General features: G+C 63.9%; 14 protein-coding genes. 4 read left to right on the top strand and 10 right to left on the bottom strand.

Annotated elements, in window-relative coordinates:
- Positions 1-53: 53 nt before the first annotated feature.
- The 10 genes from ACPQ6D_RS03815 to ACPQ6D_RS03770 all read right to left on the bottom strand — a co-directional run bounded on the left by ACPQ6D_RS03815 (position 54) and on the right by ACPQ6D_RS03770 (position 12,682).
- Positions 54-1,472 (bottom strand): HEAT repeat domain-containing protein, encoded by a 1,419-nt coding sequence (locus ACPQ6D_RS03815; RefSeq protein WP_423222968.1) that lies wholly within the window; start codon positions 1,470-1,472, stop codon positions 54-56.
- Between the two features lie 116 nt (positions 1,473-1,588).
- A complete protein-coding gene (locus ACPQ6D_RS03810) occupies positions 1,589-3,946 on the bottom strand; it encodes a hypothetical protein (RefSeq protein ID WP_423222967.1) in 2,358 nt (785 codons plus the stop codon).
- On the bottom strand, positions 3,943-4,257 hold the full coding sequence (locus ACPQ6D_RS03805; protein WP_423222966.1) for a putative quinol monooxygenase: 315 nt from the start codon (positions 4,255-4,257) through the stop codon (positions 3,943-3,945). Before ACPQ6D_RS03805 ends, ACPQ6D_RS03810 begins: the two co-directional genes overlap by 4 nt.
- Before the next feature lie 258 nt (positions 4,258-4,515).
- On the bottom strand, positions 4,516-5,190 hold the full coding sequence (locus tag ACPQ6D_RS03800) for a DNA alkylation repair protein (protein ID WP_423222965.1): 675 nt from the start codon (positions 5,188-5,190) through the stop codon (positions 4,516-4,518).
- Positions 5,191-5,299: 109 nt separating this feature from the next.
- Positions 5,300-7,855: an HlyD family secretion protein gene (locus ACPQ6D_RS03795; RefSeq protein WP_423222964.1), complete on the bottom strand. Its 2,556-nt coding sequence runs from the start codon at positions 7,853-7,855 to the stop codon at positions 5,300-5,302.
- A 3-nt stretch (positions 7,856-7,858) separates the two neighbouring features.
- Positions 7,859-8,821 (bottom strand): ABC transporter ATP-binding protein, encoded by a 963-nt coding sequence (locus ACPQ6D_RS03790; RefSeq protein ID WP_423222963.1) that lies wholly within the window; start codon positions 8,819-8,821, stop codon positions 7,859-7,861.
- Positions 8,822-8,904: 83 nt separating this feature from the next.
- Complete coding sequence (locus ACPQ6D_RS03785; protein WP_423222962.1) at positions 8,905-9,897, bottom strand: ABC transporter ATP-binding protein; 993 nt, start codon at positions 9,895-9,897, stop codon at positions 8,905-8,907.
- Positions 9,898-9,909: 12 nt separating this feature from the next.
- Entirely contained in the window at positions 9,910-11,031 is a 1,122-nt protein-coding gene (locus ACPQ6D_RS03780; protein WP_423222961.1) for an ABC transporter permease, read from the bottom strand.
- A gap of 99 nt (positions 11,032-11,130) precedes the next feature.
- Positions 11,131-12,048: a nucleotidyltransferase family protein gene (locus ACPQ6D_RS03775; RefSeq protein ID WP_423222960.1), complete on the bottom strand. Its 918-nt coding sequence runs from the start codon at positions 12,046-12,048 to the stop codon at positions 11,131-11,133.
- Positions 12,049-12,097: 49 nt separating this feature from the next.
- Positions 12,098-12,682, bottom strand: a complete 585-nt coding sequence (locus ACPQ6D_RS03770) for a Uma2 family endonuclease (RefSeq protein ID WP_423222959.1) — start codon at positions 12,680-12,682, stop codon at positions 12,098-12,100.
- Between the two features lie 182 nt (positions 12,683-12,864).
- Between ACPQ6D_RS03770 and ACPQ6D_RS03765 the strand changes: the two genes are divergently transcribed.
- From ACPQ6D_RS03765 to amrA, 4 genes are all read left to right on the top strand, one after another.
- The gene (locus ACPQ6D_RS03765) at positions 12,865-13,665 is read left to right on the top strand and encodes a nucleotidyltransferase family protein (protein WP_423222958.1); all 801 of its coding nucleotides are present in this window, start codon (positions 12,865-12,867) and stop codon (positions 13,663-13,665) included.
- Positions 13,662-14,225 carry a phosphatase PAP2 family protein gene (locus ACPQ6D_RS03760; protein WP_423222957.1) on the top strand — a complete coding sequence of 188 codons (564 nt, stop codon included), beginning with the start codon at positions 13,662-13,664 and terminating at the stop codon, positions 14,223-14,225. The genes ACPQ6D_RS03765 and ACPQ6D_RS03760 overlap by 4 nt, the downstream gene beginning before the upstream one ends.
- A 237-nt stretch (positions 14,226-14,462) precedes the next feature.
- Positions 14,463-15,608, top strand: a complete 1,146-nt coding sequence (locus ACPQ6D_RS03755) for an acyl-CoA dehydrogenase family protein (RefSeq protein WP_423222956.1) — start codon at positions 14,463-14,465, stop codon at positions 15,606-15,608.
- 46 nt (positions 15,609-15,654) lie between these two features.
- Positions 15,655-16,173 (top strand): AmmeMemoRadiSam system protein A, encoded by a 519-nt coding sequence (amrA, locus tag ACPQ6D_RS03750; protein ID WP_423222955.1) that lies wholly within the window; start codon positions 15,655-15,657, stop codon positions 16,171-16,173.
- Positions 16,174-16,178: the final 5 nt, after the last annotated feature.

Here is a 16,178-nt window from a genome sequence, read left to right as displayed (position 1 = left end):
AACGCTTGCGTGGCGTCGGCGCGGTCTGCTCTAAAGGATGCATCTGCCTGCGCCTAACCGTCGGCGGCCTCGCGCAGCACGCGGATGAGGTGTGTCAGCGCCTGATCGAGCTGCGCGACCGCAGCCAATTGGTCAGGTGAGGTTAACGCCGGCAGCGTCGTCTGCCATTCCTGCAGCATCTCAAGCAGCACTGGAATCCGCGGTTGCAAGGCCGGCGGCGCCAGCATAGGCGGTTGCCGCGGCGGCGATGCATCGAAACCAGGTTCGCCTTGCACCGCCAGCGCCGCGCGTGCGGCATCGCCAGCCACTGGATCATCGAGCAGGCGCTGCAGCGCATTGACCGCGGCCGGCGGCAGACCAGGCAGGCGACCCAGGGCTTCGGCCGCCGCGCGCCGCACATGGCCGTTGAGATCGCCGGTCAATTTGATCAGGTCAGGCAGCGCGCTCGCGCCGGCCAACAGCGCCAGGCTGATCACGGCCTGCGGCCGCCGGAACGGATTGGGATCGCTGAAGGCTATCTGGCGCACCGAATCCACAGCCGCCGCATCGCCCCATTCGGTGACGATGGTCAGGGCCATTTCGCGCAAGGCATCGCGCTCATCTCGCAGCAGCGGGCGCACCAGCGGCAGCGCCAGCCGGTAGTTCGCCTGGCGCAAGAGGCGCAGCATGGCGCGGCGTAGGCGCCAACTGGGATCACCCAGCAGCGCGATGAGGAGCGGCGCGACTTCGGCTGCCTGCCAGCGCACCAGCGTCTCCACAGCCGCCGTGCGCACGCCGATCTCTTGCTGCGCCAGTTCCACCAACAAGGGAATGGCCTCACGCGCGTGTAAGCGCGACAGGGCCTCGACGTAAGCGGTGAGCAAGGGCAGGCGCACACGGCGGGGCAGATCGAGCCGGCGATCAGCGATCAGGCCGGCCAGTAGTTTCGGCGCGGCGGGCGCGTAGTTCAACAGCCCAACCGCGCGTACGGCCGCCAGGCGCATGGCCGGCTGCGGGTGGTCGAGAAATGCGGCGACTCGTTCACCGTCCTCCGGCGCACCCAGGCGCCCCAGGGCGGTCACCGCGCCCCTGACCACGCGCTCGCTCTCATCGTTCAAGCATTCGAGCACCTGGTCACGCGCTTCTTGGGCATTCAAAAGACCCAGGGAGCCGAGCGCGGCCTCGCACACGTAATCGTTCTGGTCGTCAATGGCAGCTAGAAGCTGCTCGATCACCTCGGATTTCAATTCCTCGTCACCTGCGCCGCTGACGTCGCTCAACCCCAGGGCATGCGCCGCGGCCGCGCGCACGAAGCTATTCGGATCATGCAGCGCGGTCAACAGCGGAGCGGGCGGCGCGCGCAAATCGCCCAGGCGGCGGGCCGCGGCCTCGCGCACGCGAGGGTCACGCGCTTGCAGGCTGAGGGCGCTGCGGGCAATTTCTTGCTGACGTCGGGCTTCCCGTTCATCGGCCAGAGTGTCGTCTGTGGTCATGCGGGCCTAACCTCCGAAAGTGCACATGGCTTGCTTGCCATCCATGATTGATCCATGAAAACGCGGCGCGCCGGCGCAATCCGGCGGATCAGCGCGACCATTCATGACGGGCGCGGCTAGGCGGCAACCTTCAACGCCCGCCAGCGCAGACCCAGAACAGCCTCCTCTCCCGGCGCCAAGCGCCAGGAAAACTGCGGCGCCAGGGTCAGGGCAAAGAGGCCATCCGCGCCGGCGACATCGTCGGGCGCGGGCTGCGCCTGGAACACCGCCAGGTAGTTGACAGCCCGGTTCAGCACCCCGCGCGTGCCCGCATCGGCGCTGGCTTGCGGCAGTCCGTCCGCCTGCCAGTAAACCGCGGCCTGGCGGCCGGCATCCAGCAGATCCACGCTGGATGGACACAGCTCATTCTCGATGACCAGGCGTACGGCAACCGGCGCTGCAGACTCCGGCGAGCCTTCGGCGTGAGCGCTCAGTCGAACGCTCAGGCGAGCCGCGGCAAGGCGCAGGCGATACACCACTTCCAGGCCATCGGCGTGCAGCGTCACCTGCTTGCGCAGGGTAAACGTGTCGCGCTGTACAGAAAAAATGACGCCGTCGGCCGTCTCAACGACGTCCCAGGCCACATTCTCAGCCGGTTCGAGCACAAGATGGTCATCCAGCCAAAGATAATCGGCCAGGGCGCGCGTCTGCGCCGCAACCGGACGCCACTCCGGCGGCGAGGGGGCAGGCAAGGCGGGCGCGAAGTAGGTCGGCGTCGTTTCTGGTTCGCCATCCCACCAATCGTCAGGCAGGAATTGTCCCCAGAGGATACGCGGGTCGGCCGCAGCCGCCGTGAAGCTGCTGACATCGGCCTCGAAGGTCGTGGGAATCCAGGCCATCGGCCAGGTGCGCGTGATCACCGGATAGGCGCCGTCCTGGCTAAAAGGCGCCGGCGGCATGGCGTTTTCGTTGCCCACCCAGGAGACACCCTCCTGGAGATCGAAGGCGTACAGCAGACGGCCGCCCAGCGCGGTCAGGACGGCAAAGAGGCGCGCGCTCGCCAGGCAGATCTCCTCCTGGCCGTCGTCATTGACATCTTCGCGCCAACAGCGCACGCCGGGTGAAGTCGCCGCGGCGGGCGCATTCGCCAACTGCTGGCGTCGTTCCGCGCGCCAATCGAAAGGATCACTGGCGGCTTCGGGGTCGGCAGCGGACAGGTGTGGGCTATCCACGACCGCGTCGCGGCGACCTGAAAAATCCGGCGCAGACACGGCGGCCGCAGCCAGTTCGGCCGCACGCAGACACACCAGCGCGGCGCGTGCCATCTCCCATTGGCGATCGCCCGGCTGACCGATGCCGATACAGCCAAATTCATACTGATGCGCGGCCAGTGCCAGGTGGGCCTGGGCGATGAGGCGCGCCGCGGCCGCGACTTCGGCGAGCGGTTCGACTGAGCGTTCGACTGAGCGCTCATGCCGAAGGCTCGCCGAAGGCTCAGTCGAGTCGTTGGCCGGCGGCGCGGCCTGGCTGGCTTGCAAGCGCGCACGAATCCCGTCGAAAAGGCTGCGAAAATAGGCCAGTTTGGGCGAGCGCGCGTTGAAATCGAACCAGTCCTGGTAACCGTCCTCATGATAAGGCTTGCCCGTGGCGCGCAGCGACGCCACCATCCACGAGGCCTGTCCATCGGGTATGACGGGCAGAACGCCCTGCGGCTTGGGCGCCTGCGTCGGCGCGGTAATCGCCAGCCACGGTTGCTGCTCCAACTCGGTGAGCAAGCGATCGAGATTGGCCCAGGCCGATTGCGGCAGGACGCCGCGCGCATGACCCCAGAGGCCCGTCGCCTCCGCATCCTCAGCGTACCACAGATAGTAGCTGTCACTGTCAGGCTGCGCGGCCAGCGTGCGTAGGTAGTCGAGGGCGCGGCCGGTGCGTCCAGTCCAGATGGCGTAATTCATCACATTCTTCAGGTGTTGGTCATCGTTGAAGAGGGTGATGGAATGATCGCCCTGGCCGGTTTGCCAAACGGCGTGCGGCTGCGGGCTGCCGGCCTGGCGCAGGAAATCGCCTTCGATCAGCGTGTGTGAATAGCCGCCCGCCCTTAACACGGGCGCCAGGGATTGGCGCCAGCAGCGCTCTGGGTTCCAGAAGATGGCCGGGCTGACGCCAAAATTGCGCTGCATGACCTCACGATGCAGCATCATCTGCAGCAGATTGTCCCAATCATCGCTGGCGTATGCCACATTCTGCGCATAGGTGCTGCCCACGAGCGTAAACTGGCCGGCGTTGATGCCGTCGGCCAGCAGTTGCAGCGGTTCCGGATCGTACCACTGCAAGGCATGAATCAGGCTGCCGGACATGTGGATGGCAAAGGGCAGGCGGGCGTGCCGCCGCAGCACATGCAGCAGCCCCTTGTAGCAGGCCTGGCTGGCAAGATGGCTAAACTGATTGAGGTTTTGATTGAAATGGAAAAGGAGTGCAATGTGCAATTGGCTCATGGAGCGGGCAATTCATAAGGAAGGGGTGGCACCAGGGTGACGGGGAGCGATTGCAGCGGCTCGGCCAACAGCGGCATGACTTGCTGACGCCAGCCTAGAAAATGGCTCGATCGCAAATGCGCCTCCCTGGCTTCAGCGTCGGTGTAGATCTCCAAGACGGTGAAATGCGTGGGGTCATCGGCCTGTTGCAGCATGTCAAAGCGCACCACGCCCATCTCGCGCAGGGAATGCGCCAGCGCGACCTGCGATGCGGAAAGGAACGCGGCGAGCGCGTCAGGCTTGACCACCAGTGAAATCAAACGAGCAACCATCGAGGCGACACCCCCTGTATCTGGTTCACGCGGCAAAGCGTGCTTGCAGCAGACATTATACCGACAAGCGCCGACTTGAACAAGCGCAACGGGCCATGATCCGCGCACGCGCTGACCCGTGATGCACAACCGTGGCTGACAGCGTCAGCAGACCAGGAGTCCCGTACTGGTTCGGATTCGTTTCAAGTCAGCCCTCATTCCAAGCCATCAAGATGTCAAGAGCTTCTTGGTGGCTTGGTGTGAGACATCGGGTCCTTTTCAGGTCAGCCGCGCTTGCACAGCCGCGCTGGTCAATTCCCGCAGCGCATCGGCCGCCACCCAACGCGCGGTCTTGTTGTCGTTGAGCGCCAGGGCCTGCGCTGCGGCGACAGCCTGCGCGTTGAGGTTGCGGTTGCGCTTACCGATGCCGCGCAGCGCCCAGTTGACCGCTTTCTTCACAAAATTGCGCGCATCGCCGGCCTCGCGGGCGATGATAGGCAGAAATGCCTCGAAACGCGCGTCAGGCGCGGACTTGTCATGCACCGCTAACGCCGCCATCAGCACAAACCCGGCCCGCTTGACAAACTCCTCCGGCCGGCTGCTCCAGGCAACGGCTTTGTCCCACGCGAAGGGCGTGCGGTCGAACAGATTGCTGCACACCTGGTCGCAGACGTCCCAGGAATCAAAATCGCTCACCCACTGCTCCATCTGCTCCTCGGTGACCCAACGCGCGTGATCCACCAGGGAGGCCAGGATGCGCGCTTCGTGAATGCCTGACGCCCATAACTCGGCCGCCAGCGCATGGTCATGGCCCGCCAGCCTGGCAAGCCTGCGCACCTCAGGGATCGAGATGCCCAGCGTTTGATGCGCGTTGATGCCAAACCGCGCCATCCCCGCGACATGGGCCGGGTTCGCCCGGCTGTGCAGTTCGGTCATAAGTTCTTCCGCTGTCATGCACGACCTCCAGGAAAGCGCAGGAAAGTTGCCTGCTCTCCATCTTCTCGTTTCCAGGGCGAACACGCAGGGTCGCCCGTACGCGATCTGCCCTGCATTTTCGCGTTGCTTAGCGGACCGACGCCGGCATACCAGGTTTCAGGCGATGATCGGCGTTTTCCAGGCTCAGCTTGACCGCAATCACCAGGTTGGCGCGGTCAGCGCTGTTCTGCACCGTCTTGGGGGTGAACTCGGCAGCGCTGGCGATTTCAGTCACATGGGCGGTGAAAACTTCGCCGGGATACGCGTCCACGGCCACGGACAACGCCTGCCCCATCTGCACCTGGCCGATCTGTGCGGTTGGGACATAGACTTTCAGGCTGACCTGATCGAGGTCCGCCAGGCGCAGAAGAACCGCGCCGGGCGCGGCCAGTTCGCCTACGCGCGCAGGCTGCTCCAACACAATGCCTGCGCGGGGCGCATGTAGGGTGAGGCGAGCCAGCTGCGCCTGGAGATGGGCCACGGCGGCCTTGGCCTGGTCTACTTGCGCCTGCGCCACGGCCAGATCCTCAGGGCGCGCACTGGCCTGGGCCGCGGTCAGGCGCGCCTGGGCCAGCTGCACTGTGGCTTCGGCCTGCCGGTAGGCCGCCTGCGCACTGTTGGCCTGGCTGCGCAGCGCCAACGGGTTCGCGGCCAGCGCCTGCAGCAGGGTCAGCTGACGCCGCGCGCCAACCAGCTCGGCCTCGACTGCAGCCTGATTCGCCTGGCTGGCCTCCACCTGCTTGACGGCGGCTTGCGACCGGGCGCGGTCGTCGTCTGTCGCCACATGACGCGCCGCCTCATCGCGTTGGATTTCCGCGGACTTGACCATCGCCCTGGCGGCGTCCACCTGCTGCACAAGCAGCGCGATCTCACGATCGGCGGCCGCGACGCGCGCCTTCAGTTCCAGCGGCTGCGTGATGACCGCCTGCACTGTTTGCCAGACCGTGTACGCGCCGTCGCGGCCGGCCTCAGCCTGCGCCAGGTCGGCCTGCGCTAGCGCAATGGCCTCGCTGCGGGGCGGGGCCGCCACATTCGCCAGGTTGGCCTGTGCGGTGGCGAGGGCCGCGGCAGCCTGATTTTCTTGCGCCAGCAGCAGCGTACGATCCAGCTCGATCAACGCCGGACCCTGCGTCACTGTCATGCCCTCGGCGCTGTGGATCGCGACAATGCGGCCGCCCGTCTCGCTGGACAGCGCCAGCACATCGGCTTCGATAGCCCCTGAGCCTTGCACGCCGGCCGTGCGGCTGGCGCCATTGCCTGCAGGCGCCTGACCACCCTGGGCGCCACTGTCGTCGTCCGCGCCGAACACCACCTCCGCGCCCATGCCAGGCTTCAAGCTGTGGGCGGGGTTGGCAATGCGCAGACGCACCGCGTAAACCGTCTGCGTGCGTTGGTTCTGCGTCTGCACGTTCTTGGGGGTGAACTCGGCCTGATCCGCAATCCAGGCGATCTCGCCGCGAAACGGAGTCTGCGGGAAGGCGTCGGCCCACAGCGTCGTGGTTTCGCCCAGGTGAACCGTCCCCATGGCCGGCTCCGGCACATAGACGACCAGGTCTACCGTGTCGAGGTTGCCGAGGCTTAGCAACGTCACGCCGGGCATGGCCGTTTCACCTACATGCGCCGCCAACTCCAGCACCTGCCCGGCGGCCGGGGCGCGCAGCGTATACTTGGCGCGCAGAACGGCGAGCGCGTCACGCGCGGCGCGTGCTTGCACCACGCCGCGTTGGGCGATGTCGCGCTGCGTGGGCGAGGAGCCAGCCTGCGCCTGCGTCAGCGCCGCCTGCGCCACGGCGACAGCCGCTGCGGCCTGACGATAACTTGCCTCTGCCTGCGCGGTTTGGATGGCCGCCAGCTGCGGATTTGCGCGCACGGCTAACAGGTTGGTCAAGGCCTGCTGCGCCGCGGCGCGCGCAGCCGAGGCCCGGCTCAGGTTGGCCCACGCGCTCCAGACATCGGCCGTCGCCAAATCCCACCCCACGTTGAGCTGGCGTTTGATCTCCTCCCCCACGTAGGGTGAATCAGCCACCGTCGCGGCCTGACGTGCGCGCATGCCGGCCAACAGTTCAGCCGCGTCCTTCAGCGCCGTCGCCTGCACGAGACGCTTTTCGGCCACCGCAACCTGGGCGCGCGCGTTGGCGATTTGCAGATCAAGCTCTTGCGGATTGGCTTGCAGTATCTGAGCATCCTGCCAGGCCTGCTGCGCGCCGTCGCGCCGCGCCTCCGCCGCGGCCACCGCCATGGCCGCCACGCGGATGTCCTCGGCGCGCGCGCCGGCAACGATGCGCGCCAACTGCGCTTCAGCCAGGGCGACCACGGCGTCCGCTTCGGCCATCTGCGCTTCCAGGATTGTCATATCAATCTCGACCAGGGCTTGGCCGGCAGCTACCGTATCCCCCGCGCTGACCAGCAGGCGCGTGATGTGGCCGCTCACTTCACTCGCCACGGTCAGGGTGGGGGCTTCGATGAAACCGGACGCCGCCAGCGTGTTTGACCCTGTTTCGCCCCCAGTGAGACCCAGCCGCACCCATGTTGATTGGATCGCCGCACGCTGCTGCCAGGCATACCAGGCGCCGCTGCCGATCAGCAGCAGCAGCGCGCCACCAAAGACCACGCGCAGCCAGCGACTCCTCATGAGACCTTTCATCTCTCACTCCTCGCGACGCGCGCTGGCGATGAACACATCTTCCAGCGACGGCGTGATTGCCGTGATCGCCATCACGTGCACCCCGGCGGCAGCGAGCGTTTGCGCCACCACATCTTGCTGCGCAGCCGCGTCCGCGCTGATGACGTGAACCAGCGCGCCGTAGAGCGCCACCTCGTCGAACAGGCTGGCGCTTCGACCACGCGCTGCCTCGTCGAAGCGCCGACTGCGCAGCGCGATCACGGCCATCTCTGGCTGATCGCACGTCACTTCCAGCACCTGGCCGCGCATCTGCGTCTCTTTGATCTCCTGCGGCGAGCCGCTGGCGACGAGGCGGCCGCGTTGGATGAAGGCTAATGTCTGGCAATGCTCGGCCTCATCCATGTAGTGCGTTGTCACCAGCATGGTCGCACCGCTTGCCGCCAGATCATACAACAAGTCCCAGAACGCGCGGCGCGAAAGTGGATCAACCCCGGCTGTCGGCTCATCCAAGAACAGCATTTCTGGCTCATGCAGCAGCGCCGCGCCCAGCGCCAGGCGCTGCTTCCAGCCGCCAGAGAGGCTGCGCGTGATCGTACGCTCACGGCCGATCAGGCCAGCCATCTCCAAGATGACCGCTTTGCGCTGGCGCAGGCGCGCCCCGCGCACGCCATAGACGCCGCCGTAGAAGTCGAGATTCTCGCCCACAGTCAGGTCGTCATACAAGCTGAATTTCTGACTCATATAGCCAATGCGCTGGCGAATCGCTTCTGCCTCGCGTTCGCTGTCCAACCCCAGCACGGTCGCGCGGCCGGTCGTGGGGCGCAGAAGGCCCAGCAGCATCCGAATGGTCGTCGTCTTGCCCGCGCCATTTGGCCCCAAGAAGCCAAAGATCTGCCCCCGCGGCACCTCGAACGAAATCGCATCCACGGCCACGAAATCGCCAAAGCGCTTACTCAGCGCGTCTACCTTCACTGCGCTCGTGCTCATAGCCCCGTCACCAAGTCTGAAGGGTGAATAATGAACGCTGAATGCACCGTGCCCAACACAACCGGCCTCCCGTCTCCGGTTCTTTAATCCCCCCCTCCCTGCCGGCGGATCAACCAGATGAAGGCCTCCTCCATGCGTGCAACCGTCCGGCGCAGGCCGTTCGGCTCGATGTCAGCCGCGCGCAGCGCCGCATCCACCATGGGCAGACAGGGCGCGGCATCGTCCACCACCAGATGCAGCAGGTTGCCGTGGGTTTGCACCTCTAACACACCGGGCAGAGCGCGCACAACACGCTGCGCCTGGCGCATCAGGTTCACCCCCTGGCCCTGGGGACAAACTTCGATGATCTCTCCGTGCACCAGGCCCTTGATCTCGGCTGGCGTGCCGCTCACCACCAGGCGACCGCTGTGCAGCAGGGCAATGGATGAGCAGCGCTCGGCTTCATCCATGTACGGCGTGCTGACCACCATCGTCACGCCTTGCAAATGCAGGTCAGACAGAATGTCCCAGAACTCACGGCGCGCCACCGGGTCTACGCCTGTCGTTGGTTCATCGAGCAGGAGAATGTCAGGCTGGTGGATGAGCGAGCAAGCCAGGGCCAGCTTCTTCTTCATGCCGCCGGAGAGCTGGCTGGCGCGACGCTGCGTGAACTCAGTCAAGCGCGCAAAGTGCAGCAGCCGCGCCATGCGCTCGCGGCGCACGGGGCCGTGCACCGCGCACATATCCGCGAAGAAATCAAGGTTCTCCTGCACGCTCAGGTCGCCGTACAGACGAAACTCCTGCGCCATGTAGCCCACGCGGCGCTTGATCGCCTGTGCAGCGGCCACCGTATCATGCCCATCTACGGTCGCCCGCCCGGCCGTAGGCGCCAAGATCGTGGCTAACAGGCGCAGGGTGGTCGTCTTGCCCGCGCCATCTGGCCCCACCAGGCCAAACACCGCGCCGCGGGCAACAGTCAAGTCGAGGTCCTTCACGGCTTCCACGGCGCCAAAGCGGCGGCTCAGATGTTCGGTCACGATCAGGGGCGTCGTCACGGCGGCAGGAGACTTCGGCGAGCTCAGTCGAGTCGTTGGCATAGCGCCTCGGTGCTACTCCAAGCGTTTTCGAAAACGGGCTGTGGCGACGGCCAGGATGACCACGCTGAACAGGCCGAGAATGACGACCTCGCGCCAAATCATCTCCAACCCCACCCCTTTCAGAACCACGGCGCGGATGATGGTCAGCAGATAGCGCAGCGGCACGAACTGGCTGACGAACTGCAACGGCGCCGGCATTGCCTCCAGCGGGAAGATATAGCCAGCCAGGAAAATGGAGGGCAAAAAGAAGAAGTAAGTGGACATCATCGCTTCCTGCTGCGTATGGGCGATGGTCGAGATCATCAAACCAAGCGCCAGCGAAGAGATCATGGCAAAGGCGTTGAGCAGCAGCAGCAGGGTCACGCTGCCGTGAATGGGGACCTGGAACCAGAAGACCGCGATGACCAGCACCGCACAGGTGTTGATGAAAACGATCAGCGCGTAGGGCGTCACCTTGCCCAGGATCATCTCCAGCGGCCGCATCGGCGTCACGATCAACTGCTCCATCGTGCCCTGCTCCCGCTCGCGCACGATGGCCAGGGCTGTCGTCATCATGGAAAGCATCTGCAGGATGATGCCGACCAGGCCGGGCACCATGTAGTTGGCGCTGCGCATTTCCGGGTTGTACCAGACACGCGGGCGCACATCAACGCCCGGTTGATGCTGCAGATCGGTGTGGATCAACGCGGTCAGCACCTGGATGGAGAAGGCCTGGCCCACGCTCTGCGAGGATGCGAAAGCGACATTGGCAATGGCCGGATCTGAGCCGTCAATGATGAACTCGATGGCTGGCCGTTCGCGGCGAATCAGGGCGGTCCCAAAACCGGCGGGGATGACGATGCCTGCGCGCACCTCGCCGCGATCCACCAAACGGCCCAGCGCCTCATAGTCGGCTGGGTAAATGACGATGTCGAAGTAGTTAGAGGCCTGGTAGGTGGCGATCAGATGGCGGCTCTCGGCCGAGCGATCAAGGTCGAGGACGGCCGTCTTGAGGTGTTCCACATTGGTGTTGGCCGCGTAGCCCAGGAGGATCAATTGCACGATGGGGATAGCGAACAGTGTGATCAGCGTGCGCCGATCACGAAACATGTGCCGGAACTCTTTGCGCATCAACGCCAGCGTACGCAGAATCACCGTCGGTTCCCTTGCGCAGGCTCTACACTTTACACTGACATCATTCTACACCCTGTCGCTGAGTCACGCAAGACCGCCAACCCGATCTTGACGCTGCTTTCACGCCCACAAGCGGTTCGGATAGAGCCCCTGGGCAATGAAGGTTCGAATGGCGGCTTGCACGGCCGCGCGATCAGCCTGGTAGGTGACGCCGAACCACTGTTCGTGCGTGGGCAAAACCTGGACGTGTGCACGGCCCGCCTGTATCAGTTCACCCACCACGGTCGGCAGATACAGTTCGCTGCGCAGGAGTGATGCCTCATCCTGGCGCAGGAAATCGGCCAGGCGCTGCTCCAGTTCAGGGAACAACGCGGGGGTGAAACCCCAGAAATTCATCGAGACCCGGATGTCCGGCGCAAGGGGCGTCCAGCCGCTATCTTCATGCCAGGTCTTGATGCCGTCGGCAAACGCCTGGATGCGGGTGTGCTCCTGCACGCTGATCAAGCTGCCATCGGGCGCGACCTCACAAACGCCCCGTGCGACATGCCCATGCTCGGACAAGGTGTTGCGCAGGGGATAGCCCACCATGCCGAAATCAAGCAGACCAGCCTGATCGTTGGCTTGATGAAGGTGTCCAGCAATCGCCTGGAAAGACGTGGCGCCGTAAAAATCGTCAGCGTTGATGGCTGCAAACGGCGCATATACGGCCTCGCGGCAGCACCAGAGCGCATGACCGGTGCCCCACGGCTTGACGCGGCCGGCGGGCGCGTGCGCGCAGCCAGGCAGATCGTTCAGTTCCTGGAAGACGTACGTGACCGCGGCCTGCGCTTCGACCACGCGGCCGATACGCTCGCGAAATGCGTCTTCGATGTCGCGGCGAATGACGAAAATAATGCGATCGAAACCAGCGCGCAGGGCGTCGTAAACGGAGTAATGAATGATCAGTTCGCCGTGCGGCCCCACCGGATCAATCTGCTTCAGTCCTCCGTAGCGGCTGCCAATGCCGGCGGCCATGATCACCAGGCTGATATTGGGCATATGTTCCGTCATCTCCTGTGATGAGCCGAACCCGATGTCCACGTTTTCCTTATCGGTTGAATAGCGCGCTAACAACGATTGCAAGACCGGGCAAAACAGCCGATTGGATCACTTCGTGCGCCACAAATTCGCCCAGTTCGGCGTATTCGCCGCCTGATAGGGTGAAAACCTGCACGGCGTGCGTGCGCGGGTGAACAATCCAGTATTCTGGCACACCGGCTCGCTCGTACGCATCGAACTTGACAAACTGATCGCTGCGCGCGCTGCTCGGGGAAACTACTTCAACAACCAAGTCCGGCGCGCCAGCAAAGAACTTGGCTCCAGGTGCTGGCCAGCGATCGCTGCGGATGAAGAGCACGTCAGGCTGCACCGGCCGTGAACGCTCAGATAAATGCACCTCGAACGGCGCAGTCAGCACATAGCCCAGACCCTGCGCCTTGACGAATTGCCTGATTTCGCCAACCAGCTCGGCCACCGTGTACTGATGATCAATGTCGGGCGCGTTGCTCACGTACAGGACTCCTTCGATGATTTCATAGCGACGACCGTCATCAGGCAGGGCTACATAATCCTCGTAGCTCCACTGACCTTGCGCTTTGGTTTCTTGCACTGGTATCGTGACCGCTTGTGTCATAACGTACAGTTCCTTGTTCGAACCCTTATTCGGCAGTTTTCATCGGGAGGAATTTCTCCTGTAATAATACCCGGTGTAACGAAAAACGCCAAGACGCAGCAGGATCGCCACGCGTTTCAGTTAGCTCATGCGCTTTGCTTTCTGGTTCATTCATTCGTATAATCAAGCAGGAGGATGGATTTATGCAGCCGATTGATGTGATTGTCATGGCCGGCTTCCAGGAAGGCAAGCCGGATTTACTGGCCGAATACACAGGTACGCCGCGCAAGGCGTTGGCGCCGCTGGCGGGCAAACCGATGGTGTGGCATGTCGTGCACGCGCTGCGCGCTGCGCCGTCTGTGCGCGATATCGTCGTCGTGGGCATCGCACCCGATGAAGGGATTGACCTGGGCACACCGGTGACGTTCCTGCGCAATCAGCCGAGTTTGCTCGATAATGTCTATGCTGGGTTCGACGCCGTGCAGCGCCTGCATCCTGACGCCATGATGGCCTTTGTTGCTTCAGGCGATATTCCCCTGCTCACGCCAGACATTGTCGAATGGTTTGCAGCCACCTGCTTACAGTCGGAACACGACATCTATTACTCGATCGTACCCAAAACAGTCATGGAAGCCGCCTTTCCGACCTCCAAACGCAGCTACATTCGCTTCCGTGAAGGGCGTCACTGCGGCGGCGACCTCTTCATGGTGCGCCTGGCCGCGGCGCATAAGAGCGAGAGTCTGGTGCGCGCTGCCCTGGACCGGCGCAAGAGCGCCTGGCGTCAGGCGCTGCTCATGGGCGTTGGCACACTGATCAAGTTCGCGCTTGGTCGCCTGACCTTGCCTGACGCCGAACGCGTGGCGAGTCGCGTGTTCCAGGCGCGCGGTCGCGCCGTCGTGACCCCCTTCGCCGCGATCGGCATGGACGTGGACAAGCCCTTCCAGTATGACCTGGTACGCCAGGCCATGGAAGCAGCAGCGCAGGCGCAGCAGTCCCGCGCGTGAGTGAGCAGCCGTCCAATCGCCCTCCGCCCACGCGGGTTGATCGCAACTGGCTCCATTTGGCCGCAGCCTGGGATCGGGAGGCCAGCACGCGCCTGCGCGTGAGCCCTGACCGTGGCGCCGCATTCGGTCTAGCCTGGTTGGGCGCCCACCTGGGGGACGGCTATCTCTGGTTTATGTTGGCCGGGCTGGGTCTGTGGCTGGGCGATGAGGCGCTGCGCGGCGGCGTGCTGCGGTGGATTATCAGCATGGCGATTGGCGGCATGATCACCACATCCACCAAGTTCATCTTGCGGCGCCAACGCCCAGAGGAGCAAGACGGTTTCTATTCAGTCAAGTATGACCGGCACAGCTTCCCATCCGGCCATGCCACGCGCATGGGTACGATAGCGGCCTGGGGCAGCATCCTCTTTCCGGGTCTGGCGTGGGCCGCCATCGGCGTGGCTCTGTGGACAGCCTGGAGTCGCGTCGCCCTAGGAATCCACTTCTTGCTCGATGTGGTCATCGGCCTCGGCATCGGCGTGGTCACATCGCTGTTGGTGTTGGTCATCATGGGAGGATGACAGCTGATTTTCATCACCCGCCCTACCCCCTTGTTGACATGCACCCGGAAGGCTGGGCTGCTTGACCCAGACAAAGAAGCGGTGGTAGAATGATACTATCTGCTCCCTCGTGGAGCATGACCTCTTACTCGCCGCTCAGCGGTGGCGAGAGCAGAGGCGGCTGAAGACAACGGAGTTTTCCGCCATTCGTGCAGTGAGCTCTGCAGAACAAGCGGAAGAGACGATGGAGATAAAACAATGCTGTTTGAACTCGATGATGAGCACAAAGCCCTGCAGTCCATGGTGCGCGATTTCGTAGATCAAGAAGTCGCTCCGCGGGCGCGGCATGTGGATGAGACAGGTGAATACCCCTGGGACGCACTACACAAAATGGCGCCCCTGGGCCTGCTCGGGCTGAACATCCCCGAAGAATACGGCGGCGCGGGCGCTGACCAGGTCAGCGCGGCCATTTTGATCGAGGAACTGGGCCGCGGCTGCGGCTCCACCGCCCTCATCGTGGCCGCCCATTTGGGACTGTGCTGCGGCCCAATCAATCGCTTTGGCACACACGCGCAGAAACAAACCTACCTGACGCCCCTGGCCCAGGGTCAGCACATCGGCTGCCTGGGGCTGACAGAGCCTGGCGCAGGCTCTGATTTGCAGGGCGGCGTGCGTACGTTTGCCGAACGCGTGGGCGATCAGTGGGTGATCAACGGCAGCAAGATGTGGTTGACGAACGGCGGTGAAGCCACCACGGCCGTGCTCCTGGTGCGCACGGATCGACGCGGCGGCAGCCACAGCCTGAGCCATATCATTGTCCCTACCCGCACACCAGGCTTTCAGCCGGGTAAGCCCGAAGAAAAGATGGGGCTGCATGGCTCTCACACCTACGCCGTTGCGATTGAGAATGTACGCGTGCCGGTAGAGAACCTGCTCGGCGAAGAAGGCCGCGGCTTGCATCAGACTCTCGAAGTGCTCGATGGCGGCCGCATCGGCATTGCCGCCTTGAGCGTGGGCCTGGCGCAAGCTGCCTTCGATGCGGCCCTGGCCTATGCCAAGGCGCGCAATGCGTTCGGCACCGCGATTGCGAACCACCAGGCTGTGCAATGGATGCTGGCTGACAGCGACACCGACATCCAGGCTGCGCGTTTGCTGGTCTTCAAGGCCGCATGGCTCAAAGACATGGGGCGTTCCTACACCAAGGAAGCCGCCCAAGCGAAGCTCTTCGCGACTGAGATGGCCGAACGGGTCTGTTACCGCGCCATCCAGATTCATGGCGGCTATGGCTATTCGCGTGAATACCCGGTGGAGCGCATCTACCGCGACAATCGTTTGATGGAGATCGGCGAGGGCACCAGCGAGATTCAGCGCCTGGTGATCGCGCGCCGCCTCCTGGAACAATAGAGAGAAGCAGTCGGAACCAGAGGCGAAGAACCTGGAAGGAGGCGCCATGTCTCACCAACTGGTTGAACTGGCGCGACAAACGCTCGAAGAGACGGTCATTCATCATCACCGCTTCACCGCACCCGCAGACCTGGTGCAGGAATTTCCAATCCCAGCGCCTGTTTTCGTCACCTTGCGCTCCGCCAATGGGGAGTTGCGCGGCTGCATCGGTTCCGTTGCGCCAACCGCCAATTCGCTCGCCGAGGAGGTCGTTGCCGAGAGCGTCGCCGCGGCCACACGCGATCCGCGCTTCCAGCCTGTCGCTGCGGACGAGGTGCCAACGCTCCATATCGAGGTCTCGGTGCTGAGCGAACCGGAGCCGATAGATTCCCTGGACGAGCTGGATCCGGCGCGCTACGGCGTGATTGTGGTGCGTCAGCGTGATGGACGCCGCGGGCTGCTGCTGCCAGACATCGAGGGCATCGAAACGCCAGAGATGCAGGTCAGGATTGCGCGGCGCAAGGCCTGGATTGGGGAACAGGAGCCTGTCCGTCTGTTTCGCTTCAGCGCCGAAAAATTCGAGTAATCTGC

Source organism: Candidatus Amarolinea aalborgensis, from assembly GCF_900491745.1.
Classification (GTDB): domain Bacteria; phylum Chloroflexota; class Anaerolineae; order SSC4; family Amarolineaceae; genus Amarolinea; species Amarolinea aalborgensis.
Note: the sequence above shows the minus strand (reverse complement) of the source record. Positions and strands in the feature narration are given on the sequence as shown.